This window comes from Variovorax sp. J22G73, assembly GCF_030317035.1.
Classification (GTDB): domain Bacteria; phylum Pseudomonadota; class Gammaproteobacteria; order Burkholderiales; family Burkholderiaceae_C; genus Variovorax.
In genome coordinates, this window is the sequence record NZ_JASZYK010000007.1 from 107,594 (window position 1) to 130,700 (window position 23,107).

Genomic DNA, 23,107 nt, shown 5'->3' on the forward strand with positions numbered 1-23,107 from the left:
TTCCGTCTGACACAATCGCCCGGTGGATATTTCCAATCTGATACAGACCGTACTGATCTACGCACTGCCGGTGATCTTCGCAATCACCGTGCACGAGGCGGCTCACGGCTATGTGGCGCGCCATTTCGGCGACAACACGGCCGAGGTCATGGGACGCGTCACCCTCAACCCGATGAAGCACATCGACCCCATCGGGACCATCCTGATGCCGTTGATGCTGTACTTCGCCACCTCGGGCGCCTTCCTGTTCGGCTATGCCAAGCCGGTGCCCGTGAACTTCGGGCGGCTGCGCCATCCGAAGCGCGACATGATCTGGGTGGCGCTGGCCGGGCCGGTGTCCAATTTCATCCAGGCCATTTTGTGGGCGCTGGTGCTGGTGGCCCTGGTGGCTTCCGGCGTCAATGAAACCTTTTTCATCAAGATGGCGCAAGGCGGCATCCTGGTCAACCTCGTGATGTGGGCCTTCAACCTGTTTCCGCTGCCGCCGCTGGACGGTGGCCGCGTGCTGGCGGGCCTGCTGCCCAACGGCCCCGCGCAACAGTTCCTGGCGCGCATCGAGCCCTACGGCTTCTTCATCGTGATGGGTCTCGTCATTGCTGGCGTGGTCAGCAACTACTGGCTGCGCCCGCTGATGGACGTGGGCTACTACGTCATCAACCTGCTCATCACCCCGCTCAAGGCATTGCTGCTCTAAGTCTCCTCGTTCCATGGCCTCGTCTTCCCAAGCTCCCCTGCGCGTCCTGACCGGCATCACGCCCTCCGGCACGCCGCACCTCGGCAACTACGTCGGCTCGATCCGCCACTCGGTGCGGCAAAGCGTCGCGCCCGGTGTGCAGAGCTTCTTCTTCCTGGCCGACTACCACGCGCTCATCAAGGTGCAGGAGCCGGCGCTCATCCAGCGCTCCACCCTCGAGATCGCCGCCAGCTGGCTGGCCTGCGGGCTCGACCCGGCGCGCGTCACCTTCTACCGCCAGTCGGACATTCCCGAGATCCCCGAGCTCACCTGGTTCCTGACCTGCGTGACCGGCAAGGGCGTGCTCAACCGCGCGCATGCCTACAAGGCGCAGCTCGACAAGAACGTGGCCAAGGGCGAAGACCCCGACGCCGACGTCACGGCCGGCCTGTTCATGTACCCGGTGCTCATGGGCGCGGACATCCTGATGTTCAACGCGCACAAGGTGCCCGTGGGCCGCGACCAGGTGCAGCACATCGAGATGGCGCGCGACATGGCGCAGCGCTTCAACCACCAGTACGGCGAGCACTTCACGCTGCCCGACGCCGAGATCGACGACGCCGTCGCCACCCTGCCCGGCCTCGACGGCCGCAAGATGAGCAAGAGCTACGGCAACACGATTCCGCTGTTCGCGCCGCGCGCGCAGCTGCAAAAGCAGATCTCCAGCATCGTGACCGACTCGCGCGCGCCCGGCGAGCCCAAGGACACCGAAGGCTCCGCCCTGTTCCAGATCTACCAGGCCTTTGCCAGCGCCGAGGAAACCGAGGCGCTGCGCAAGGCGTATGCCGACGGCATCAGCTGGGCCGACGCCAAGCACACGCTGTTCGAGCGCATCGACCAGGAAGTGGCCCCGCTGCGCGCGCGCTACGAAGCGCTGATGAACGACCCCGCCGAAATCGAGCGCATCCTGCTCATCGGCGCCGACAAGGCCCGCGCGCTGTCGAAGCCCTTCATGACCAGCCTGCGCCACGCCGTGGGCCTGCGCAACCTGGCCGCCGGCAAGGACAAGGCCGGCGCCAAGGCGGCGAAGGTCGCCAGGCCGAGCTTCAAGCAGTACCGCGAGAAGGCCGACGGCCTCTTCTATTTCAAGCTGCTGGACGCGCGCGGCGAAACCCTGCTGCAGAGCCGTGGTTTCACAACGCCGCAGGAAGCGGGCCGTACCATCGCGCTCTTGCAGGCGCAGCGCGGCGAGGCCCTGGCCTCGCTGGCCGCCCAGCTCGAACCCATCGACACACAAGGAACACGCGCCGTCACCGAGGCGCTGGAGGCACTGGCGGAGGCAACGCCCACCAACCCAGGGAGTTGACCCGGAAGAGCCCATCGGCCATCCGCTGGTGAGCAGGAAACAGAGAGAGAAGACGGTGCGATCACAAAGGAAGAAAACATGAGCATTTATGTCATCGACGACCACCCCCTGATGCGCGACGCGATCGTGATGGTCCTGCGGCGCCTGCGCCCGGCCGAGAACATCGTCGAACTCGAGCGCCTCGACAAGCTGGCGGGCTCCGTGCAGCAGCGTGGCGCCCCCACGCTCTTCTGCCTGGACCTGAAGCTGCCCGACACCAACGGCGTGTCGGGCGTGATCGCGGTCAAGCAGGTCTACCCGAACGTGCCCATCGCCGTGTACTCGGCCGCCCCCGCGGCCGACATGGAAGACGCCTGCATCGAGGCCGGTGCCGACACCTACATCGAGAAGTCGGCCAGCTCCAACGAGCTGGCGGCCGCCCTGCGCGGCCTGCTGATGGCCGGCTCGGAAGAGGAAACCGACGACGCCCCGGCCGCCAACAGCGGCAAGCTGTCGAAGCGCCAGACGCAGCTCATCGCCATGCTCGACAAGGGCATGAGCAACCGCGACATCGCCACCGACCTGGAAATCAGCGAGCACACGGTGAAGGTCCACCTGTGGCGCCTGTTCCGCCGCCTGGGCGTGAAGAGCCGCACGCAGGCGCTGCACTACGCGCGCACCAACGGACTGCTCTCGGGCTGATCTCCGTTTCCGAAAATTAAAAAATACCGCGCAGTGCGCGGTTTTTTTTATGGGTGGCCGCCGTGGCCGCTGACTCGCTCGCTCACTCGCTCACCCGCCGCCCGACGCCGTCACCCGCGCCTGCGCCACCGCCTCGTCGGCGTCGTGCAGCGCCACGCGGAACACGCTGCCGCTGCCCAGCCGCGAACGCACGCTCACCGGGTGCCCCAGCACATGCGACAGCCGCGCCACGATGGCCAGGCCCAGGCCGAAGCCGTCGGACGTGCCCGCATGGTCCGCCACCTTGTAGAACTCCAGGAACACGTCGCGCAGATGCTCGGGCGCAATGCCTATGCCCGTGTCCCACACCTCCACGCGCAAGCCTTCGCGCGTGGTGCGCGCGGCCAGCAGCACGCCGCCCTCGGTCGTGTACTTGATGGCATTGGCCAGCAGGTTGCCGATCATGCGGCGCACGCGAATCGGGTCGGTCAGGAACGAGCCCTCGCACACGTGCACGCGAAAGTCCAGGCCGCGGCTCTCGGCCACCGGGCGGTATTGCAGCTCCAGGTCGTGCAGCAGCTCGGGCACGTCCACGCGCTCCACGTGCAGGCGCACCTGGCCCGAGTCGATGCGCGCCAGGTCGAACATGGAGTCGAACAGCGCGTTCACCGCGTGCGTGGCGCGCACGATCTTCGGCGCCAGCTCGAGCACCAGCTCGGGCTCGTTGCGCAGCCAGTCGGCGTACAGCGACAGCGCCAGCACCGGCTGGCGCATGTCGTGCGCGGCGCTGGCCAGAAAGCGGTTCTTCATGGCCACGGCCGACACCGCCGCCTGCCGCTGCTGCGTGAGCGACTTGATCAGGATGTGGTTGTGGAACAGCAGCTCCAGGCTGTTGCGCGCTGTCTCGTAGATGTGCCGGCCGGCGCGCAACAGCAGGAACCAGTGCAGCACGGGCAGCACCGGCATCAGGTAGCCGTACTGGAACTGCGGGTGCTGCATCTGCAGCGTGACCATGCGCACCACCACCGCCCCGAGCATGGTGATGAACAGCGTGTTGACATAGCGCTTGAGCAACGGCGGGTGCAGCGCCAGCCCGTTGAGCGGAAAGGTGCCCACGCCGGCCACGATGAGCCAGCTCATGAACTGGTTGACCTGCGGCGAGCGCTCGAAGAACAGCATCACCGAGAAGCCCCAGACCACCGCGCTGGTGCTCCAGACGAAGCCGTAGCGCTCGGTGAACTGCTGCTGCGCCACCGCGCTGCGACCGGCGTAGCGCACCGCGTACACGCGCGCGCCCCAGGCGCGGCAGGCCGTGGCCAGAATGCCGGCCACCAGCCAGGTGAACAGCTCCCAGCGGGCCGCGTAGCCCCAGTTCAGCCCGACCATGGCCGGCATCAGCAGCGCCGACACCAGGTACGAGCCCTTCGCGGAGCGCATCAGGCTGCGGATGAGCTCGCCGCGCACCCACGATTCGGCCTCGTCGGCCGAGGCCGGGGCGGGGGTCATGCTGGCGATCGACGCATTGGCCATAGGGCGCACGGTCCTCGTTGATCAGGCGAAAAAGAAAGCCCCGGTCGCTCTGGCCCCGGGGCGCGAAAGCGGCGAGTTTACCGGTCAGTTCGCCATTGTTTCACGGGGTAACAATCGATCAACCCCCATGAACGCACGCCGAGATAATCCCGGGCCGCCCGGGCTCGGGCCGCACGCGCACGCCAACTGGCCCGACTACCATGGCGCGTCCTCTTCGCCACACCTGCCCCGACATGCTGAACAACCTGACCCCCTTCCTCATCCACTGGGCCATCACCGCCGTTTCGCTGTGGGTGGCCAGCCACCTTTTTCGCGGGCTCAAGTTCGACAGCACCGGCGCGCTGGTGGTCTCGGCGCTGCTGCTGGGGCTGGCCAACGCGGTCGTCAAGCCGCTGCTGATCGTGCTCACGCTGCCGCTCACGCTGGTGACCTTCGGGCTGTTCCTGCTGGTCATCAACGCGCTGATGATCCTGCTGGTGGCGGCGCTGGTGAAGGGCTTCCGGGTGTCGGGCTTCTGGACGGCGCTGTTCGCGAGCATCTTCATCTCGCTGCTGAGCATCGTCATCGGCTCGTTCGTGACGAGCAACGACCCGGCCGAGAAGGTGCAGATGCCGCAGAGCGGCAACTGGCTCTGAGCGCCTGAGCAGTTCTAGGCCAGCACGGCGCCGTCGCGCAGCAGCGCCTCGCGCAGCGCCGCCACCGGCACCGCGCGCACCTGCGCGCCGCCCGTCCAGCCTTCGCTGTCCGCCTCTTTCACCGCCATGGCCGCCGCAATGCCGGCCGCGTGCCCGACGGCCATCGAGATCGTCATGACCCGTATCGCCGCCAGCGCCTCGTGGCTGGCCGAAATGCCGCGCCCCACCCCCAACGCGTTGTCGAGCGTGCTTGGCACCAGGCTGCGGTACGGAATCTGGTACGCGTGGTCGGCGTCCATCGGCACGTAGTGCAGCGCGCCGCCCTGTGCCGGATGAATGTCGATGGGGTACGCCCCGGCCGCGATGGCGTCGTCGAACTGCACGGGTTCGAGCAATTCACCGGCCGTGAGCACATGGTCGCCTTCCACCCGCCGCGTTTCGCGCACGCCCACCTGCGTGGCGAAGGCGCGCAGCCGGCCCTCTTGGCAGCCGGGCACCGACGCCGCAAGGAACGCCGCGGCCTTCCATGCCTGCCGCCGCCCTTCGATCTCGGCCGCGCCCAGGGCCATGGGGTCGGTGGCGTCGATGCCCAGGCGGCTGATGTTGAACCAGCCGTCGTCCGAGTACGGGTCGCGGCTCGAATGCAGCGCGGCGCGCGCCAGCCCGCCCTGCGCGTAGCCCTGTGCGGCCAGCGCGGCCAGTTCGGGCTTGGTCAGCGCGCCGAAGCGTTCGAAGTCGATGGGCCCGAAGCGGAACATCATCGTGGCGGGCTGCAGCGCCTCGCCGTCGCCCAGGTCGAGAAAGCGCGCCCCGGCCTGCTTCAGCGCGTCCATGTCGCCCGACGCGTCGACCAGCACGCGCGGTCGCAGTTGCAGCACGCCGCCCTTGGTCAGCACGCGCAGGCCGACGACGCGCCTGGCGACGCATTCGACGTCGAGCAGGTTCGCATGCAGCAGCGGCCGCACGCCGGCCTCGGCCACCATGTCGTCGAGCACCAGCTTCAGCACTTCGGGCGCGTACTCGACGCGGTCCATGTGGTGGCCGGTGGACATCACGAAGCTCTCGTGCTCGCGCGCCCCGCCGTAGCGCCGCAGCCGCGCGACCACTTCGTCGGCCAGGCCCGCCACCACCTTGCGGCCGTTGCCGGTCTGCCAACTGTTGAACTGCGCCACCGCGCCGGCCGTGGCGTTGCCGCCCAGGAAGCCGTAGCGCTCGACCAGCACGACCGAAGCGCCCTGCCTGGCGGCCGCCACCGCCGCCATGGTGCCCGCCACGCCGCCGCCGCAGACGACGACGTCGGCTTCCACGCTGTGGCTGTTGTTGATGTCTGTGTTCATTTCAGTGGGTCGCTGCTGTGTCTGTTTGCTTTACCTGGTTCGGTCGTTGTCGTCCGGGGCGGGTGATCTGCAATCAACGACTGCACTGCCCAACGATCACGCGCTGAACAACGAACCCAAAACCTAGTTATCGATCTGAATCCCGCGGCTCTTCACCACCTGCCCCCACCGGCTCCCTTCGGCCTTCAGGTACTGCGCAGTGGCCTCGCGCCCCCGGGTGAAAGTTTCCAGGCTCAGCGCGTCGAAGCGCTTCTTCACCACCTCGGACTGCAGCGCCGCCGCAAGCAGCTTCTCCAGCCGCGCCAACCCGTCCGCCGGAATGCTGCCCTTGGGCGCGACCAGCGTGGCCCAGCCTTCCACTTCCAGGCTCTGCAGCTTCAGGCTGCGGAAAGTCGGCACGCTCGACAGCTCGGCCACCGGCTGCGCCGACGACACCGCCAACGCACGCAGCCGGCCCGAGCGGATGTGCACGATCACGCTCGGCAGGTTCAGGAAGCCCATCGACACCAGCCCCGAGATCAGGTCGGGCATCAGCGCGCTCTCGCCCTTGTAGGGCACGCTGACCAGCGACGTGCCCGTCTCCTGCGCGAACAGCTCGGCCGTCAGGTGCGCCAGCGTGCCCGTGCCGCTGTTGCCCGCGCTCAGCTTGCCCGGCTGCGCCTTGGCCTGGGCCACCAGGTCGGCCACGGTCTTCGCCTTCGATTCGGCCGGCACCACCAGCACCAGCGGCTGCTGCGAGACCATGCCGATGGCGTCGAAGTCGCGTGCCACGTCGTAGGTGAGCTTGGGGTTGAGCGAGGGGTTGATCACCATGCTGTTGCTGCCCATGAGCAGCGTGTGGCCGTCGCGGCTTTGCAGCGCCGCCGCCACGCCGATGGCGCTGCCCGCGCCCGGCTTGTTCTCCACGATCACCGCCTGGCCCAGCTGCGGCGCCAGCACCTCGGCCAGCACGCGCGCCGAACCGTCGGCACCGCCGCCCGGCGCGAAGGGCACGATGATGCGCACCGGCTTGGTGGGCCAGGCATCGGCAGCCGCCGCGTTGCCGGCGTGCATGCCGGCGGTGGCGGCCAGCGCGGCGGCCGACAGCATGGAAAGCGCATGCCTGCGGGTAACGCCAGCGGTAACGCCAGCGGTGATGCCAGGGGTTATGCCAGGGGTTATGCCAGGGGAGGCGCTGCTCGTGATGCCACGCAGGGCGGTAGCTGAAACCATGTCTCGTTGCCTCTTCGGTTTTTGTGCAGGAAAGAGCCCTGATCGTAGGAAGCCCCCGCCCGCGCCGCAAATACCAACATGTCGCAAGCCCATAACATCGCGTTATCGAACAACGCCATCGTGCGGGGCCAAGTCATGAACCTCCGACAGATCGAAGTCTTCCGCGCCGTCATGCTCGCCGGCTCCGTCACCGACGCGGCGCGCTCGCTGCACGTGTCGCAGCCGGGCATCAGCCGCATGCTGTCGCACATCGAATTGCAGCTCGGGCTGCGCCTGTTCGAGCGGCGCAAGGGCAAGCTGCTGGCCACGCCCGAGGCGCAGGCGCTGTTCGCCGAGGTCGAGCAGGTGTACCGCGGCGTGGCGCGCATCGACGACTGCGCGCAGGCGCTGAAGGACGGCAAGATGCTCACGCTGCGCGTGCTGTGCAGCCCCAGCACCGGCCTGGACATGGTGCCGCGCGCGCTCACCGCGCTGGGCGAGGAGTTTCCGGCGGCGCGCATCTACTTCGAGGTGCTGCTGGCCAGGGAGATGGTCAAGCGCCTGGCCGCGCACGAGGCCGACGTGGCCATTTCCACGCTGGCCATCGACGACCCGCTGCTCACCGCGCGGCCCATCGGCCAGTGGACGCTGGCCGGCGTGTTCCCGCGCGGCCATGCGCTCGAGGCACGGCGCACGCTGAGGCCCGCCGACATCCTGGGCGAACGCATGATCGCCTTCAGCCCCGACACGCCGCAGGGCCGCATCATTGCCGACTGGTGCGTGCAGCAGCGCTGCGAGCCCGACGCGCGCATCGAGGTGCGCGCCGGCCAGAGCGCCTGCGCGATGGCCGCGGCGGGCGCGGGCGTGGCCATCGTCGACGACCTCACCGCGCGCGGCTGCATGACCGACCGGCTGAGCTTCAGGCCGATACAGAAGGCACCCTCCTTCGACATCTTCGCGGTGACCAACGACAACTTCGCGCCCTCGCTGCTGGCGGGCCGCTTCATCGCGCATGCGCAGGCGGCGCTGCGGCAGCTGAAGAAGGAGCGCACCTGAATCTGCGGCGCCATCCCATGTTCTGCCGAGAGACAGCACGCGCAGGCTGAATATCATCCGGCCCACCCGGCCACCCCACCGGAGAAAGACACGCCCCATGAAGATCGCCTTCACCTCCTGCATGAACTTCGAAGCCGGGCCCGGCGGCGACCAGCGCGTGTGGAACCGCATCGCGCAGGAGCAGCCCGACTACCTGTTCCTGCTCGGCGACCAGATCTACATGGACTTCTTTCCGCACCTGGAAGAACCCAAGCAGTGGTCGGACGCGTACTTCCGCCAGTCCATGACCGACAAGTACACGGCGCAATGGAACACGCCGGGCTTCAAGGAGTTGTTCGCGGCCATGCGCGATCGCCAGGGCCCGCAGGGCGGCGTGTACGGCACCTGGGACGACCACGATTTCGCCTGGAACAACGCCAGCGGCTCACAGGTGAGCGCCACGAAGAAGGGCATTTCGCGCGAGCTGTTCGCAAGCTTCATGCAGATCGACCCGCCCGTCGAAGGCATCTACTACTCCATTCCGTTGAGCCATGCGGGCGAGCGGATCGGGCGGGCCATCTTCCTGGACACGCGGTGGTACAGCGAGGAGCCGGGCGACGACAAGCGCCTGCTCGGCGAAGCGCAGTTCAAGTTTCTCGAACACGAACTGCAGCAGGAGCAAGGCCTGGTGCTGCTGTGCGCCGGCATGCCGATCCGCGCCACCGGCAATGGATGGATGCGCTACCGCGACGACTACGCCCGGCTGCGCCAGCTCATCTACATGCGCAATATCGTCTTCCTGTCGGGCGACATCCACGAGAACGCCTTCCTGCCGCCCGCGGGCGCCACCAAGATGTTCGAGGTGATCTCCTCCGGCGCCTTCGTCACCAAGTACAAGCTGGTGGGCAAGCGCGAGAACTTCGGCATCCTCGACTACACGCCCGAGCGCACGGACATCAAGCTCTACGACATCCACGGGCTCGAGCACCACAACGTGATCGACAACGCCACGTTCGAGCACCAGGAAATCAGGTAGCCGGGGCTGCCCTGCGTCCCTTGCGCCCCCGCCCTGCCGGGGGCGCATTCAGATATCGGTAACCCAGGCACGTCGAACGCCTGCCGCGGGGTGTTCTTCGCTCTTGCACGTGCGGCTGTCCAAGGTATCCTCCGCTGCATTGCAGGTGCCGCGTACACGGTATCGGTACCTGCCAGGCAGTGCGTTGCACCAAGACCCCCAAGGACAGCCCCTTTGCCCTCGACCAAAGCCCCCGCCCCCCTCAGCCGCCCGGCGACCATGGCCGACGTGGCCGCGCGCGTGGGCGTGTCGAAGATGACGGTGTCGCGCGCGCTCAACCGCGGCGCCAGCAGCGACCGCGTCACCTCCGAGGCGCTGCGCCAGCGCATCCTGCAGGCCTGCGAGGAGATGGGCTACGTCATCGACCAGACGGCGCGCACCTTCTCCAGCAAGCGCTCGGGCTTCATCGCGGTGCTGATCCCGTCGCTGAACAACTCCAACTTCTCCGAGACCGCGCAGGGCATCACCGCCGCGCTGGAAGCGCGCGGCCTGCAGGTGCTGCTGGGCTACACCGACTACCGCGTGGAAACCGAAGAGCGCCTGCTGCGCGCCATGCTCGCGCGCCGGCCCGAAGGCGTGATCCTCACCGGCGGCGCGCACACGCCCGCCGCCCGCGCCATGCTGCAGGCCGCCGGCGTGCCCGTGGTCGAGACATGGGACCTGCCGGCCACGCCCGTCGAGCACACGGTCGGCTTCTCCAACGCGGAAGCGGCCGCGGCGATGGTGCGGCACCTGCACGGCAAGGGCTACCGGCGCATCGCGTACATCGGCGGCACCTCGAACCGCGACACGCGCGGCGCGGACCGCCAGCGCGGCTATGCGCAGGCCATTCGCGAGCTCGGCCTGCCCGACGGGCGCGTCATCAGCTTCGGCCAGCCGCCGATCTCGATGGCGCAAGGCGGCGAGGCGGTGGCGCAACTGGTTCGCCAATGGCCCGACGTGGACGCGGTGCTCTGCGTGTCCGACCTGTCGGCCTTCGGCGCGCTGATGGAATGCCAGCGCCAGGGCTGGAGCGTGCCGGGCCGCATCGCGATCGCGGGCTTCGGCGACTTCGAAGTGGCGCGCGCCTGCCATCCGCGCATCACTACCGTGGCGGTCGATTGCGTGGGCATCGGCAAGGCCGCGGGCGAGCTGTTGCTGCGGGTGATCGACGGCACGCGCGAAGGGCATCGGCCGCCGGCGGAAACGGTGCTGATCCCGTTCCACATCGAGCAGCGCGAGAGCTCCTAGACACCCGTCCCACCCGTCCCACCCTTCGATAAAGGCGCCCGGGCTGAGGCGGGCACGCGCGCCTGCCCCAGCCGCTCCGCGCGCAACTCGCGCACGCCGCGCCCCAGGCGGCGGCGCAGCAGGGTGCGCAGCGTCGCCGAATCGGCATAGCCGACCTCGGTCGCGATGCTGTCCAGGTCGCGGCCCAGCGCCACCAGCTGCTGCGCGCGCTCCACCCGCAGGTCCTGCACGAACGCGAGCGGCGACTTGCCCAGCACGGCCTCCGTGCGGCGCTGCAAGGTGCGCGTGCCGACGGCCAGCGCGCCCGTCGCTTCCTGCAGCGAGAAGCCGCGGCTCAGGTTGTCGCGGGCCCATCGCTCGAAGCGCGCGATCAGCGGGTCGGCATGGGCCAGGTGGTCGGGAATGATGTACTGCGCCTGCGACGAACGCCGGTCGATCAGCAGGAACCGCGCGACGAGCGCGGCCAGCTCGGGGCTGGCCTGGCGCACCAGCCACAGCGCCAGGTCGAGGTGGCCCATGGCGGCCCCGGCCGTCACCACGCGCCGCGAGGCGGCGATCATGCGCGATTCCTCGAGCCGCACCTGCGGATAGCGCTGGCGAAAAAACGGCGCCAGCGACCACGTGGTGGTGGCCTCCCCGTGGTCGAGCAGGCCGGCCTCCGCGAGCAGGAAGGTGCCGATGCACGCGGCCGCGATGCCCACGCCCTTGGCGTGCCACGTACGCAGGTGCCGGCGGGCCTCGCGCGCGTCGGGGCGGTCCAGCGCGGCGGCCAGCGAGTCGGGCTGCCTGGCGTTCATCGCGGGCACGAACACCCAGTCGGGCCGCTGCACCGCCGCGGCGGGCTGCACCGCCACCGAGAAGCCCTGCGCGGTGCGGATGCGCCGGCGCATGCCGACCAGCTCGACCTCGAACGGCGCCGCGGCAAAGCCCTGCGCGGCGGCCAGCTCGTTGGCCGTGGAGAGGATGTCGAGCACCGCGGTCAGCCCGGTGTCGAACACGTCGTCCAGCGCGAGCACGCAAATCTTCATGTCGCAAACACCTTTATTAATGTCATTTACGACTATAGCCTGCGACGGATGCGCTGCCTACACTGCGGCGCACAAGCCATCCTGCTTGCAGGCTTTCAATCGATCCGCCGACGGAACCAGGCCCCTCATGACACTCACACCCGAACTCTTCTTCCTCACCCTGGTGGTGCTCGCAACGGCGCTGATGTGGGTGCCCTACGTGGTCGCGCGCGTGCTGGGCCAGGGCCTGGGCCGCACGCTGGCCAACCCCGCTGCGTCGAACCCGCCGCTGCCGGCCTGGGCGCAACGCGCGCGCCAGGCCCATGCCAATGCCATCGAGAACCTGGCGGTGTTCGCGCCGCTGGTGCTGGTGGCCCACGCCGTGGGTGCCGGCAGCCCGGCCACCGTGTTCGCGGCCCAGCTCTACCTGGGGGCGCGGCTGGTGCACTACGTGGTCTACGCCGCGGGCATTCCGGGCGTGCGCACCCTGGCCTTCCTGTGCGGCTCGGCGGCCACGCTGGTGTTCGCGTGGGTGCTGCTTGCGCGTGTCTAGCCCGATTTCAATTCAACGGAGAACACCCATGAACCAAGTTGCACGAACCATCGACAACGCCATCCAGGGCAGCGTGCTCGACACCATCGGCGACACGCCGCTGCTCGCGCTGCGCCATGTCGTTCCCGCCAACGGCGCGCGCGTCTTGCTGAAGCTGGAAAGCCGCAACCCGACCGGCAGCATGAAGGACCGCATCGCGCTCGCCATGATCGAGGCGCCGCGCGCCGACGGGCGGCTGCAGCCGGGCGGCGCGGTCGTCGAGTACACGGGCGGCAGCACCGGCGTGTCGCTGGCGCTGGTGTGCGCGGTGCTGAAGCATCCGTTGCACCTCGTGTCCTCCGACGCCTTCTCGAAGGAAAAGCTCGACCACATGCGCCTGCTGGGCGCGCAGCTGACGCTGGTGCCCAGCGACAACGGCAAGCAGACCGAGCGGCTGACCCGCGACATGATCAGCGAGGCGCATCGCATCGCGCAGCGCACGGGCGCCTACATCACCGCGCAGATGGAAAACCCCGACCAGCTGCACGCCTACACGCGCATGGCCGGCGAAATATGGGAGCAGACGGGCGGGCGCATCGACGGCTTCGTGCAGAGCGTAGGCACGGCCGCTTCGCTGCGCGGCATTTCGCAGACGCTGCGCGAGCGCGACGCGCGCATTCGCGTGGTGGCGGTGGAGCCGGCCGAGTCGGCGGTGCTGTCGGGCGAGCCCTCGGGCGCGCACAAGATCGACGGCGTGGGCGCGGGCTACGTGGTGCCGCTGTGGCACGACCGCATCGCCGACGACATCGAGCGCGTGTCCACCGACGAGGCGAAGGCCATGGCCTTTCGCCTGGCGGCGGAGGAAGGCCTGTTCTGCGGCACCTCGACCGGCGCGAACGTGACGGCCGCCCTGCGGCTGGCCGAGCGCCTCGGGCCCGATGCCACGGTCGTGACGATCATGTGCGACACCGGCATGAAGTACCTGAAGGCGTTCTCGCAGAACCTGGATCAATGAACTTGGACCGCCGGGCCGTCAGGCCGCCACCGGGTCCGCGAAATCGATCAGCACCTTCATCGCCTTCTGCCGGTCGCTCGCCAGCTCGAAGGCGGCGCGTGCCTGCAGCATCGGGAAGGTGTGCGTCACCACCGGCGACAAATCGACGCGCCCCTCGTTGATGAGCTTGACCGCCAGCGCGAACTCCGCATGGAAGCGGAACGAGCCGCAGATGCTGAGCTCCTTGGCCACCACCATGTTCTGCGGAATGCTCACGTCGCCGCCCAGGCCCAGCTGCACGACCACGCCGCGCGGGCGCATCACCTCCAGCCCGTCGCGCAGCGCGCGCTCGTTGCCGGAGCATTCGAGCATCACGTCGAAGGTGCCCTTGTCGGGCGAGTAGCGCGACACCCACGCCTTGTCTTTCGCGACGTTGATGACCTGGTCGGCGCCCATGGCGCGCGCAATGGCCAGCGGCTCGTCGACCACGTCGGTGGCGGTGATCTCGGCGGCGCCATGTGCGCGCGCCGCCGCAATGGCCAGCACGCCGATGGGCCCGCAGCCCGACACCAGCACGCGCTTGCCCAGCAGCGGGCCGGCGCGCGACACGCCGTGCAGGCCCACCGAAAACGGCTCGGCCAGCGCGGCCAGGCGCAGCGGCACGTGCTCGGCCACCTTCACGCATTGCGTGGCCTCGCACAGCAGCATGTTGCGAAACGCGCCCTGCACGTGCGGCGTGCGCATGGCGCTGCCGTAGAAGCGCATGTCCAGGCACTGGTTGGGCAGGCCTTCGAGGCAGAACTTGCAGGCACCGCACGGGCGGCTGGGGTTGATGGCCACCTTGTCGCCGATGCGCACGTTCTGCACGCCCGGCGCCACCGCCACCACGGTGCCGGCCACCTCGTGGCCCAGCACCATCGGCTCCTTGATGCGCACGGTGCCGAAGCCGCCGTTGTGAAAGTAGTGCAGGTCGGAGCCGCAGATGCCGCCCATGCCGACCTTCACCAGCACCTGGCCGGGACCGATCTCGCCGGCGTCCTGTTCGTCCAGGCGCAGGTCGTCGGGCGCGTGGATCACGAGGCACATGCAACGCAAACGCATGATGTTTCTTCTTTCAGTTCGGGTTCGGGTTCGGGTTCGGGTTCGGATTCAAGTTCGTGTTCGGCTCAGGCCACGGGCGTGACCAGCGGCTGCCCCGCGAAGTGGGCCTCCAGGTTGCGGCGCACCAGCTCGCCCATGGCACGCCGCGTCTGCTCGGTGCCGCTGCCCTGGTGCGGGGTGAGCACCACGTTGTCGAGCGCGACAAAGCGCGAGTCGATGCGCGGCTCGTTCAGGAACACGTCGAGCGCCGCGCCGGCGATGCTCCTCTGCTCCAGCGCCTGCAGCAGCGCGCCTTCGTCGACGGTGGTGCCGCGCGACACGTTCACCAGCCAGCCCCTGGGGCCCAGCGCCTTCAGCACCTGCGCGCCGACGATGCCGCGCGTGGCGTCGCCGCCCGGCAGGATGACGATGAGCACGTCGCACCAGTCGGCCATGGCCTCCAGGCTGACGAAGTGGCGGTGCGGGCTGTCTGCCTTGGGGCTGCGGCTGAAGTAGCCCAGCTCCACGTCGAAGCCCGAGAGCCGCCGCGCGATGGTGCCGCCGATGCGCCCGAAGCCCGCGATGCCCACGCGCTGGCCGAACACGCGCGTGGCCAGCGGCACGCCGCCCTCGGCCCAGGCGCCGCTGCGCACGAAGGCATCGCCCGCCGGAATGCGCCGCTGCAGCGCCAGCGTGAGGCCCACGGCCAGGTCGGCCACGTCGCCGTTGAGCACGTCGGGCGTGTTGCTCACGCGAATGCCGCGCGCGCGGCAGGCAGCCAGGTCGATGGCGTCGGTGCCCACGCCGTAGCAGGCGACGAGCTCCAGCTTCGGCAGCGCCGCGATCAGCTCGGCGCTGGCGCCCAGCTCGCCGCGCGTGGCAATGGCGCGGATGCTGCCGGCGTGCTCGGCGATGAAGGCGGCGCGGTCGGACGCCTCCCAGAGCCGGTGCAGCGTGTAGGCGGACTGCATCGGCGTCATGTCCCATTCCGGGTAGGTGCCGGTCATGAGCACGTGCGGGGCGTTGGCATTGGCGGTCAAGCGGGTGTCTCCTGGGGAAGCAAAACGGGAAATGGGCACCGGGCCCAAAAGATACCGGTAACTTTAACTGAGCGTCGACAAGAACGCCATCACAGGTTTCACCGGTTGACGCCACACAAAGATACCGGTAACTTACGCCGCCACCCGCTGACGTTTCCATCCAGCAGCGTCACCAGCGTCACGCCGCGCCAACCTTCGCCCAGGAGCTTCCGCCTTGAAACTGTTCGATCTTTCCGGGCGCACCGCCCTCGTCACCGGCTCCAGCAAGGGCATCGGCTTCGCGCTGGCCGAGGCGCTGGGCAACGCGGGCGCCCGCGTGGTGCTCAACGCACGCGACACCGCCTCGCTGAACGCCGCGCGCGACGCGCTGCGCGCCAAGGGCATCGCGGTCGAGGCCGCGGCCTTCGACGTGACCGACGCCGCCGCGGTGGAAGCCGGCGTGGCCGCCATCGAGTCCGGCGTGGGCGCCATCGACATCCTGGTGAACAACGCCGGCATGCAACACCGCGGGCCGTTCGCCGAGTTCCCCATCGACGCGTGGCACAAGATCACCACCACCAACATCGACAGCGTGTTCCTGGTCGGGCGCTTCGTGGCGCAACGCATGATCGAGCGCAAGCGCGGCAAGATCATCAATGTGTGCTCGGTGCAGAGCGAGCTGGGCCGCCCGGGCATCGCGCCCTACGCCGCCACCAAGGGCGCGGTGAAGATGCTCACCAAAGGCATGGCGATCGACCTGGGCAAGTACGGCATCCAGGTCAACGGCCTGGGCCCGGGCTACTTCAAGACCGAGCTCACGCAGGCACTTGTGGCCGACGAGGCCTTCACGGGCTGGCTGTCGGGCCGCACGCCGGCCGGGCGCTGGGGCGACGTGGAAGAGCTGGGCGGCGCGGCCATCTTCCTGGCCTCGGACGCCTCCAGCTTCGTGAACGGGCACATCCTGTACGTGGACGGCGGCATCACGGCGAGCCTCTGACCGCCACCACCACAACCACCACCGCCACCGCCATGGACCTGTCGCAATGCCACGACCGCGCCTGAGCGTGGTGGTCATGGGCGTGTCGGGCACCGGCAAGAGCAGCGTGGCCGCCGGCCTGGCGCAGCTGCTGGGCGTGCCCTGGATCGACGGCGACGACCTGCACACGCCCGAGGCCGTGGCGCGCATGCGCGCCGGCCAGCCGCTGGCGGATGCGGACCGCTGGCCCTGGCTGGACCGCATCGGCGCCTGCCTGGTCGACGCCACAGCCGCGCCGCATGGTGTGGTGGTGGCCTGCTCGGCGCTGCGGCGCGCCTACCGCGACCGGCTGCGCGCCGCGTCGCCCGACCCGCGGTGCCTGCAGTTCGTGTTTCTCGACGGCCCGCCCGCGCTCATCCGCCAGCGCATGACGCAACGCAGCGGCCACTACATGCCGCCCGCGCTGCTCGAAAGCCAGCTGCAAACCCTGGAAGCACCCGACGCGAGCGAAGCCGACGTGCTGCATGCCCGCATCGACACGCCGGTCGCGCGGATCGTGGCGGAGGTGGGCGCGCAGCTGCTGCAACGCACGGCAAGCGACCCCGCGACCAAAGTTTCGGCATGACCGCAGGTTCCCGCATGAAGATTTCCAACACGAAAGACACACCCATGTTCATCCGCTGCGCGTTCTTCAAGGGCCAGGTCAAGGCCGGCATGCATGAGGCCTTCGAGCGCCATGTGCACGACAAGCTGGTGCCGCTGTGGACGCGCTTTCCGGGCGCGCTCGAAGTGCGCGTGCTGCGCCAGTTCGAAAGCGACGTGAGCGACCCCGAGCTGGCGATGGTGCTGTCGATTCGCTATGCGAGCCGCGAGGACATTGCCACCGCGCTCGACTCGCCCGTGCGCTACGAGAGCCGCGAGGTGTCGAAGAAGCTCTTCGAGATGTTCGACGGCACCGTCTTCCACACGGTGTTCAGCGCCGAGGAGTTCGCGCTCGCGGCTCAGGCTTAGGCATAGGCTTCACCGGCTTCTTTTCGGAGGCCTTGCCATCCAGGTCCGCCAGCTCCCACACGCCCCCCGCCGCGGACTCCAGCGCGTGCGCGCTGTTCACCAGCCCGATGTGCGAAAACGCCTGCGGAAAATTGCCCAGCTGCCGCTTGCCGACCGGGTCGTATTCCTCCGCGAACAGCCCCAGGTCGTTGCCCAGCGCCAGCAGCCGCTTGAACAGCGCGCGCGCCTTGCGCAGCTTGCCCATGGCCACGTACACGTTCGACAGCCAGAAGCTGCAGGCCAGGAAGGCGCCCTCGCCCCCCTCAAGCCCGTCCACGCCCTTCTCGGTGCGGTAGCGGTACACGAGGCCGTTGAAGATCAGCTCCTTCTCGATGCGCGCGATGGTGCCCTGCACGCGCGGGTCGTGAATCGGCAGAAAGCCGATCAGCGGCATCCACAGCAGGGCCGCGTCCACCGTGTCGGCGCCGTAGTACTGCACGAAGGAATTGCTAGCGGCGTCGTAGCCGCGCGCGCACACCTCGGCGTGGATCTCGTCGCGCACCGCGCGCCACTGGTCGATGGGGCCTTCCAGCCCGAACTCGGTGGCGCTGGCGATCATGCGGTCGAAGGCCAGCCAGCACATCATCTTGGAGTGCACGAAGTGGCGCGGCTCGCCGCGCACCTCCCACAGGCTGCAGTCGGGCTCCTTCCACAGCACCATCAATTGCTTGGCGATGGCGCGCTCCAGCGGCCACACCTTGTCCATCTCCGACAGGCCGGCCTTGCGCCCCGCATGAAAGGCCGCGATGACCGAGCCGTACACGTCGAGCTGGCGCTGCCCGTGCGCGCCGTTGCCGATGCGCACCGGCCGGCTGCCCTCGTAGCCCGGCAGCCAGCCGAGTTCCAGTTCGGTGAGCGAGCGTTCGCCGTGCAGGCCGTACATCACCTGCAGCTCTTCGGGTGAGCCGCCGACCGCGCGCATCAGCCACCAGCGCCAGGCGCTGGCCTCTTCCACGTAGCCCGAGGCCAGCAGCGCATAGAGCGTGAGCGCGGCGTCGCGCAGCCAGCAGAAGCGGTAGTCCCAGTTGCGCTCGCCGCCCGGCAGCTCGGGCAGCGAGGTGCTCGGCGCGGCGACGATGCCGCCGGTGGGCTCGTAGGTGAGCGCCTTGAGCGTGAGCAGCGAGCGCATCACCGGCTCGCGGAACTCGCCCTGGTAGCCGCTGCGCCCGGTCCACTCGCTCCACTCGGCCACGGTGCGCGCCAGCAGCGCGCTGGCGTCGCGCGTGACGGGCGGCGTCTGGTGCGAGGGAAACCATTCGAGGCAGAACGCGATCGACTGGCCCGCCGACACGCTGAAGTCGGCAAAGCTCGCGAAGTTCTCGTTGACCAGCGGCACGCCCGAGTTGATGCGCACCGCGTCCGGCCCGGCCGTGGCGTACACCGCGCCGTCGCGCCGCTCCACCCACGGGCACCACTCGCCGTAGTTGAAGCGGATGCGCAGCTCGGTGTGCATGGCGACCGTGCCGCGCACGCCCTGCACGATGCGCACCACCTCGTGCGTGCCGCCGGGGCCGGGGCGCGGCATGAAGTCGGTGACGGTGGCGGTGCCATTGGCGGTGTGGATGGTGGTTTCGAGCACCACCGTGCCCGGCAGGTAGCGCCGCGTGACGCGCGCCCTCGGGTTCTTCGCGCGCAGGGTCCAGTGGCCGTTGCGCTGGTCGCCCAGCAGGCTGGCGAACATGGCGGCGGAATCGAAGCGCGGCAGGCACAGCCATTCGATGTCGCCGCCGAGGTGCACGAGCGCGGCGCTGTGGGTGGAGCCGATGAGCGCGTAGTCGCCGATGGGGCGATGCGCGTGCAGCTTGCGCGACCTGGACACCAGCCTGGAAGGCGGTTTGGGAGACGGCTTCGCCGTCGACTTGGACGTCGGCCTGGCAGACACAGGCGCGCTGGCGGCGGACTTGGGGGTGGAGGTGGCGGTCTTTGGCAAGTGTGAAGGGTCGTGCTTCTTGGTCCTGCCGCGCGACGGAGAGCGGCCCGAAGCCTTGCCGGACAAAGCCTGATCGCAGCGCCCTGCGGATTTGTTCGCGGTCTGCCGCTGATTTTTCAGGCAGCAAAGACTTGTTCACCATTGTTTGCAGAGCGAGCACCCACCGCCTCGCAGACTGCGCCGACCTTTTTTCCCCTAAGCCGGAATTCATAGATGGCGCATGCACACCCGACCTCTTCATCAGCGATTTCTCTAGAGACATCCAGCGAGTCCAGCCTCGACCACATCGAGGACGCGCTGGCCGTCCTCCAAGCACTGGGCCCCGACGGCATCGCCGGCTTGCGCCGCCCGATGGGTGTGCTGATGTACCGCCTGGGCAAGCTGCTGTGCGCGGACGCAGCGCCCACGCAGCCGATCGCCGTGCTGCTCGAGCAAGACCTGGAGCGCAGCCTGCTCCTCTACCCGGACCTGAAGTGGCAAGAGGCCGGCCTGCGCGGCGCGCTCGACGTGCTGGTGCGCGTGCTCGACAGCCTGGGCCGCTACGTGGCCGATGCACCTGATGAACCGGCCACGGGAGACGAAGCCAACCCACCGGACACCTTTGGCCGCCCGCTGCCCTTCCTGCCGCTGTTTCACGCGCTGGCGACCCTGGCTCTGGCCTTTCCGGTGCGCGCCGACTCGCGCCGCTACGAGCCGCAGCCCGGCGAGGAATCGGTGCTGCATGCCGGCGGCGACGACAAGCCCAAGGTGCGCCAGGACGCGCACCGCAGCTTCGCCACGCTGCTGGACGCCTGCGACTACCAGGCCGGCTGGTGGAACGCGCCGTTCAAGTCGGAGCTGGCCTTCGCGGCCAGCGGCATGCCCTACATCGGCAGCCCGTCGCCGCGGCCCGCGCGCAAGGGCGACTGTCACTGGCGCAAGCCCAAGGGCAGCCTGTCGCCGGACTTGGTGGTGCCGACGGTGCCGCCCGCCTCGCACCCCAGCCATGCGTCCAGGGTGGCGCATGCGGTGGAGCTCAAGCTCACGGCCGATTCGCTGGGCTTGAACCAGAGCCAGAACCACATCGACCTGTTCGGACGCGACCGCTTCCACCTGCTGTACGCGCCGGAGTTGCAAGGGCAAGCGCCGTTGTCACCTTTGTCGCCTTTATCGCCCTTGGAACTCGACGCCTGGATCACCGCCCTGCGCACCGATGCCAACGCGACCGCCACGGTGGCGCCGCAGCACGCGGCCGGGCTGTTCCAGACGCCAGCCACCTGGCGGCTGGCCATGTCCGCCTCGGCCTTCTTCCATCTTCGCTCGAAGGCCGACGTCGGCCGGCTGGCCACGCTGCTGCCGCAGTTGCACGACGAGTTCCAGCAGCTCACCGGCCACGCGCTCACCCGCTACATGGGCTTTCGCAGCGGCGCGGTCGCGCGCAAGGGCCACGCGCAGGAAGACATCGAAGCGCAGTACCTCAAGCACGCCGACGACATCGTCTCGCTGCAGGGCTTCGACGCGCCGACGAAGGAGAGCTCGTCGCGCTTCGAGTTCCAGGCCGTGGCGCAATTCCGGCGCGCGCGCATGCCGCGGGCCGCCGCGGGGCTGGACTGCCTGGCGCTTCACTTTCCGCTGGACTTCTGGGCCACGCACCACAACGAGGTGCGTGCGTGGTGGCTGGGCGCGCTGCAGCGGCTGCAGGCCGAGCAGGCCTACATGGGCCTGGGCATCGGCCGCCCGCCGGTGCTGGAGCGCTACCCGCTGCAGCACACGGCCGAGTTCGCGCTGGCGCGGCGCTTTCTCGGGCTCGATGTGGACAAGCCCTTCTTCATGCGCTCCAGCCGGCCCGACGGCATGAGCCTGGAATGCGGCATGCGCACGCCGGGTTTCGGCGTGCTGGTGTGCGGTGATTTCGCCGCGCGGCTGGGCGGCACGGAGGCACTGCAGCGCCGGCTGCAGAAGGTGCCCGGCATGCGACTGCAGCCCTGCATGGACGGCGGCGGCCTGTGGATCGAGGCGGGCGATGCACCGGCGCTCTACCCGGTGGAAGAAGGCGTGCCCCGCCACCTGCGCGCGCTGGCCGAGGCCTTGATACCCGTGCGGCTCGACAGGCTGTGGATGACCAGCTATCCGCCGAACGCCGCGAGCGACGACATCTTCACGCCGGCGTCATCCGCGCTCTGGCTGCAGCGCTTCGACACGGCGAGCCAATGGCCGCGCGGGCTGGACGCCAGCCGCGCTACAGCACGTCCTTGAGCTTGGCGCGCAGCCGGCTGATCGCCTGGCTGTGCAGCTGGCACACGCGCGACTGGCTCACCTCGAGCACGGCGCCAATTTCGCGCAGGTTCAGCTCTTCCTCGTAGTACAGGTTCAGCAGCAGCTGGTCGCGCTCTGGCAGCGCCGAGATCGCATCGACCAGCTGGTGCCTGAAGCCGCTTTCCAGCAGCTGCTCCAGCGGGTCGTTGCCGCTGCGCCGGTCCTTGCGCGACTCCTGCGAATGCGCGTCCAGGAACGGGTTGTCGGCATCGTCCTTGGTGAAGTCTTCCACGTACAGCAGCTGACAGCCCTGGATCTCCTGGAGCAGCGACTGGTACGCCTCCAGGTCCATCTTCAGTTCCTTGGCGATCTCGCCTTCGGTGGGGGCGCGCCCGAGCCGGTGGCCCAGCGCGTGAATGGCCTTCTCGACGCCGCGCGACGACTGGCGCAGGCCGCGCGAGCCCCAGTCGTTGGCGCGCAGCTCGTCGAGCATGGCGCCGCGGATGCGCTGGCTGACGAAGGTCTCGAACTGCGCGCCGCGGTTGTCCTGGTAGCGGCTGGAGGCGTCCAGCAGGCCCAGCATGCCGGCCTGGATGAGGTCGTCCAGCTCCACGCTGGCGGGCAGCTTGGCCATCATCTGCAGCGCGATGCGGCGCACCAGCGGTTGATGCTGCGCCAGCAGGTGCGATTTCTCGATGGTTCCCTGTGCGGTGTACACGGCCGTCCTTTTCCGTTGGGGGGTCGGCGGCTCAGGCGGCCTGGAGCGGCATGGCCGCGCGCCAGGGCCAGCGGCCCATGTCGTCGGCCAGCCGGCGGAAGTCCACGGCCGCCGCGCTCGCGGGAAAGGCCTCGGCAATGGTCTGCTTCAGCCGCCAGGCGTCGGGGATGCGCGCGTCGAAGCGCACCATGCCGGCCGGCTGCAGCGACAGCGCCAGATAGCGGCTGCCGGCATTGGCCAGGTTGTTCATGATCTGCTGCGCGGCCTCGGTGTCGACCACGCCGTTGATCAGGAAGCGCAGCTGCTTCAGCCCGTGCGCGTAGTGCAGGTTCTTGATGCCCGCGTAGGCCGAGGTGATCGACGCCGGGTGCGGCTTGAGCACCAGCAGCAGGTCGTCCGCGGCGCGCGCCAGCGGCGACAGCCGCCCCTCGCTGTCGAAGGCCGCGTCCACGATGACCACGCCGTCGGGCCACAGCGCGCGCGGGTCGGTGTCTTCGGGCGCCACGCCGGGCGGCGCGGGCAGCACGTGCACGCCGCAGTCGGCCCGCACCTCGGCGCCGTCCAGCGTGAGGCGGTGGCTGGCCACGTCGGCCAGGCTGCCCAGCGGGTCGATGGCCCAGACCTCGCAGGCCGAGCCTTCCTTCGGGCAGTGTTCGTCCAGCAGCAGCACATGCTTGCCCTGCTGCACCAGGGCCACGCCCAGGTTCATGGCGGCGGTGGTGCCGCCGGCGCCCTGCCCCATGCCCGCCACGGCGACCACGCGCGTGGGCTTCGGCGCCAGCAGGCGCCGCAGTCCGTCGGCCTGGTCGGCAACCAGCTTGCTCATTCCGTCCT

At 69.1% G+C, this 23,107-nt stretch carries 22 protein-coding genes; 13 read left to right on the forward strand and 9 right to left on the reverse strand.

Going from position 1 to position 23,107, the window contains the following annotated elements; all coding sequences use genetic code 11:
• Positions 1-22: 22 nt before the first annotated feature.
• The 3 genes from QTI51_RS24010 to QTI51_RS24020 all read left to right on the forward strand — a co-directional run bounded on the left by QTI51_RS24010 (position 23) and on the right by QTI51_RS24020 (position 2,720).
• The gene (locus QTI51_RS24010; RefSeq protein ID WP_116911014.1) at positions 23-694 is read left to right on the forward strand and encodes a site-2 protease family protein; all 672 of its coding nucleotides are present in this window, start codon (positions 23-25) and stop codon (positions 692-694) included.
• Between the two features lie 13 nt (positions 695-707).
• A complete protein-coding gene (locus QTI51_RS24015) occupies positions 708-2,039 on the forward strand; it encodes a tryptophan--tRNA ligase (RefSeq protein ID WP_116911013.1) in 1,332 nt (443 codons plus the stop codon).
• A 78-nt stretch (positions 2,040-2,117) separates the two neighbouring features.
• Positions 2,118-2,720, forward strand: a complete 603-nt coding sequence (locus QTI51_RS24020) for a LuxR C-terminal-related transcriptional regulator (RefSeq protein WP_116911012.1) — start codon at positions 2,118-2,120, stop codon at positions 2,718-2,720.
• Positions 2,721-2,810: 90 nt separating this feature from the next.
• Here the strand turns inward: QTI51_RS24020 and shkS are convergent, their stop codons facing one another.
• Positions 2,811-4,229, reverse strand: a complete 1,419-nt coding sequence (gene shkS, locus QTI51_RS24025) for a surface-behavior sensor histidine kinase ShkS (protein ID WP_116911011.1) — start codon at positions 4,227-4,229, stop codon at positions 2,811-2,813.
• Between the two features lie 233 nt (positions 4,230-4,462).
• On the opposite strand from shkS, the gene QTI51_RS24030 reads away from it, so the two are divergent.
• Complete coding sequence (locus QTI51_RS24030) at positions 4,463-4,864, forward strand: phage holin family protein (protein WP_116911010.1); 402 nt, start codon at positions 4,463-4,465, stop codon at positions 4,862-4,864.
• Between the two features lie 14 nt (positions 4,865-4,878).
• Here the strand turns inward: QTI51_RS24030 and QTI51_RS24035 are convergent, their stop codons facing one another.
• A complete protein-coding gene (locus tag QTI51_RS24035) occupies positions 4,879-6,201 on the reverse strand; it encodes an FAD-dependent oxidoreductase (RefSeq protein ID WP_116911009.1) in 1,323 nt (440 codons plus the stop codon).
• 123 nt (positions 6,202-6,324) lie between these two features.
• Entirely contained in the window at positions 6,325-7,290 is a 966-nt protein-coding gene (locus QTI51_RS24040) for a Bug family tripartite tricarboxylate transporter substrate binding protein (RefSeq protein ID WP_116911008.1), read from the reverse strand.
• Between the two features lie 201 nt (positions 7,291-7,491).
• On the opposite strand from QTI51_RS24040, the gene QTI51_RS24045 reads away from it, so the two are divergent.
• The 3 genes from QTI51_RS24045 to QTI51_RS24055 all read left to right on the forward strand — a co-directional run bounded on the left by QTI51_RS24045 (position 7,492) and on the right by QTI51_RS24055 (position 10,732).
• Positions 7,492-8,448, forward strand: a complete 957-nt coding sequence (locus QTI51_RS24045; RefSeq protein ID WP_116911007.1) for a LysR family transcriptional regulator — start codon at positions 7,492-7,494, stop codon at positions 8,446-8,448.
• A gap of 97 nt (positions 8,449-8,545) precedes the next feature.
• Positions 8,546-9,463 (forward strand): alkaline phosphatase D family protein, encoded by a 918-nt coding sequence (locus QTI51_RS24050; protein ID WP_116911006.1) that lies wholly within the window; start codon positions 8,546-8,548, stop codon positions 9,461-9,463.
• Positions 9,464-9,721: 258 nt separating this feature from the next.
• Positions 9,722-10,732, forward strand: a complete 1,011-nt coding sequence (locus QTI51_RS24055; protein WP_116911005.1) for a LacI family DNA-binding transcriptional regulator — start codon at positions 9,722-9,724, stop codon at positions 10,730-10,732.
• Here the strand turns inward: QTI51_RS24055 and QTI51_RS24060 are convergent.
• Entirely contained in the window at positions 10,729-11,760 is a 1,032-nt protein-coding gene (locus tag QTI51_RS24060; protein ID WP_116911004.1) for a GlxA family transcriptional regulator, read from the reverse strand. The genes QTI51_RS24055 and QTI51_RS24060 overlap by 4 nt on opposite strands.
• Before the next feature lie 127 nt (positions 11,761-11,887).
• Here QTI51_RS24060 and QTI51_RS24065 point away from each other — a divergent pair, with 127 nt between their 5' ends.
• Positions 11,888-12,292, forward strand: a complete 405-nt coding sequence (locus QTI51_RS24065; protein WP_116911003.1) for an MAPEG family protein — start codon at positions 11,888-11,890, stop codon at positions 12,290-12,292.
• A 28-nt stretch (positions 12,293-12,320) separates the two neighbouring features.
• Positions 12,321-13,286, forward strand: a complete 966-nt coding sequence (locus QTI51_RS24070; RefSeq protein ID WP_116911002.1) for a PLP-dependent cysteine synthase family protein — start codon at positions 12,321-12,323, stop codon at positions 13,284-13,286.
• Between the two features lie 18 nt (positions 13,287-13,304).
• Here the strand turns inward: QTI51_RS24070 and QTI51_RS24075 are convergent, their stop codons facing one another.
• Positions 13,305-14,366 carry an L-idonate 5-dehydrogenase gene (locus tag QTI51_RS24075; protein ID WP_116911001.1) on the reverse strand — a complete coding sequence of 354 codons (1,062 nt, stop codon included), beginning with the start codon at positions 14,364-14,366 and terminating at the stop codon, positions 13,305-13,307.
• 65 nt (positions 14,367-14,431) lie between these two features.
• Positions 14,432-15,385, reverse strand: coding sequence for a 2-hydroxyacid dehydrogenase (locus tag QTI51_RS24080; protein WP_116911000.1), 954 nt, complete (start codon positions 15,383-15,385; stop codon positions 14,432-14,434).
• Positions 15,386-15,599: 214 nt separating this feature from the next.
• Here QTI51_RS24080 and QTI51_RS24085 point away from each other — a divergent pair, with 214 nt between their 5' ends.
• From QTI51_RS24085 to QTI51_RS24095, 3 genes are read left to right on the forward strand one after another with little or no spacing between them, the layout of a single operon-like run.
• On the forward strand, positions 15,600-16,361 hold the full coding sequence (locus tag QTI51_RS24085) for an SDR family oxidoreductase (protein WP_116910999.1): 762 nt from the start codon (positions 15,600-15,602) through the stop codon (positions 16,359-16,361).
• 46 nt (positions 16,362-16,407) lie between these two features.
• Positions 16,408-16,965 carry a gluconokinase gene (locus QTI51_RS24090; RefSeq protein ID WP_116910998.1) on the forward strand — a complete coding sequence of 186 codons (558 nt, stop codon included), beginning with the start codon at positions 16,408-16,410 and terminating at the stop codon, positions 16,963-16,965.
• A gap of 44 nt (positions 16,966-17,009) precedes the next feature.
• A complete protein-coding gene (locus QTI51_RS24095; RefSeq protein ID WP_116911129.1) occupies positions 17,010-17,351 on the forward strand; it encodes a putative antibiotic biosynthesis monooxygenase in 342 nt (113 codons plus the stop codon).
• Here the strand turns inward: QTI51_RS24095 and QTI51_RS24100 are convergent.
• A complete protein-coding gene (locus QTI51_RS24100; RefSeq protein ID WP_116910997.1) occupies positions 17,314-19,209 on the reverse strand; it encodes a glycoside hydrolase family 15 protein in 1,896 nt (631 codons plus the stop codon). The two genes, QTI51_RS24095 and QTI51_RS24100, sit on opposite strands and share 38 nt — an antisense overlap.
• Positions 19,210-19,533: 324 nt before the next feature.
• Here QTI51_RS24100 and QTI51_RS24105 point away from each other — a divergent pair, with 324 nt between their 5' ends.
• Positions 19,534-21,555: a type VI immunity family protein gene (locus QTI51_RS24105; protein WP_116910995.1), complete on the forward strand. Its 2,022-nt coding sequence runs from the start codon at positions 19,534-19,536 to the stop codon at positions 21,553-21,555.
• Here the strand turns inward: QTI51_RS24105 and QTI51_RS24110 are convergent.
• Both QTI51_RS24110 and QTI51_RS24115 read right to left on the reverse strand, forming a co-directional pair.
• On the reverse strand, positions 21,539-22,273 hold the full coding sequence (locus QTI51_RS24110; protein ID WP_116910994.1) for an RNA polymerase sigma factor FliA: 735 nt from the start codon (positions 22,271-22,273) through the stop codon (positions 21,539-21,541). The two genes, QTI51_RS24105 and QTI51_RS24110, sit on opposite strands and share 17 nt — an antisense overlap.
• Before the next feature lie 31 nt (positions 22,274-22,304).
• Complete coding sequence (locus QTI51_RS24115; protein WP_116910993.1) at positions 22,305-23,099, reverse strand: P-loop NTPase family protein; 795 nt, start codon at positions 23,097-23,099, stop codon at positions 22,305-22,307.
• Positions 23,100-23,107: the final 8 nt, after the last annotated feature.

Excerpts from the sequence above, each read along its gene's own strand:
- QTI51_RS24015 (WP_116911013.1), top strand. The coding sequence starts at position 708 with ATGGCCTCGTCTTCCCAAGCTCCCCTGCGCGTCCTGACCGGCATCACG.
- QTI51_RS24020 (WP_116911012.1), top strand. The coding sequence starts at position 2,118 with ATGAGCATTTATGTCATCGACGACCACCCCCTGATGCGCGACGCGATC.
- shkS (WP_116911011.1), bottom strand. The coding sequence starts at position 4,229 with ATGGCCAATGCGTCGATCGCCAGCATGACCCCCGCCCCGGCCTCGGCC.
- QTI51_RS24030 (WP_116911010.1), top strand. The coding sequence starts at position 4,463 with ATGCTGAACAACCTGACCCCCTTCCTCATCCACTGGGCCATCACCGCC.
- QTI51_RS24035 (WP_116911009.1), bottom strand. The coding sequence starts at position 6,201 with ATGAACACAGACATCAACAACAGCCACAGCGTGGAAGCCGACGTCGTC.
- QTI51_RS24040 (WP_116911008.1), bottom strand. The coding sequence starts at position 7,290 with ATGCTGTCGGCCGCCGCGCTGGCCGCCACCGCCGGCATGCACGCCGGC.
- QTI51_RS24045 (WP_116911007.1), top strand. The coding sequence starts at position 7,492 with ATGTCGCAAGCCCATAACATCGCGTTATCGAACAACGCCATCGTGCGG.
- QTI51_RS24050 (WP_116911006.1), top strand. The coding sequence starts at position 8,546 with ATGAAGATCGCCTTCACCTCCTGCATGAACTTCGAAGCCGGGCCCGGC.
- QTI51_RS24055 (WP_116911005.1), top strand. The coding sequence starts at position 9,722 with ATGGCCGACGTGGCCGCGCGCGTGGGCGTGTCGAAGATGACGGTGTCG.
- QTI51_RS24060 (WP_116911004.1), bottom strand. The coding sequence starts at position 11,760 with ATGAAGATTTGCGTGCTCGCGCTGGACGACGTGTTCGACACCGGGCTG.
- QTI51_RS24065 (WP_116911003.1), top strand. The coding sequence starts at position 11,888 with ATGACACTCACACCCGAACTCTTCTTCCTCACCCTGGTGGTGCTCGCA.
- QTI51_RS24070 (WP_116911002.1), top strand. The coding sequence starts at position 12,321 with ATGAACCAAGTTGCACGAACCATCGACAACGCCATCCAGGGCAGCGTG.
- QTI51_RS24075 (WP_116911001.1), bottom strand. The coding sequence starts at position 14,366 with ATGCGTTTGCGTTGCATGTGCCTCGTGATCCACGCGCCCGACGACCTG.
- QTI51_RS24090 (WP_116910998.1), top strand. The coding sequence starts at position 16,408 with ATGCCACGACCGCGCCTGAGCGTGGTGGTCATGGGCGTGTCGGGCACC.
- QTI51_RS24095 (WP_116911129.1), top strand. The coding sequence starts at position 17,010 with ATGTTCATCCGCTGCGCGTTCTTCAAGGGCCAGGTCAAGGCCGGCATG.
- QTI51_RS24105 (WP_116910995.1), top strand. The coding sequence starts at position 19,534 with ATGGCGCATGCACACCCGACCTCTTCATCAGCGATTTCTCTAGAGACA.
- QTI51_RS24115 (WP_116910993.1), bottom strand. The coding sequence starts at position 23,099 with ATGAGCAAGCTGGTTGCCGACCAGGCCGACGGACTGCGGCGCCTGCTG.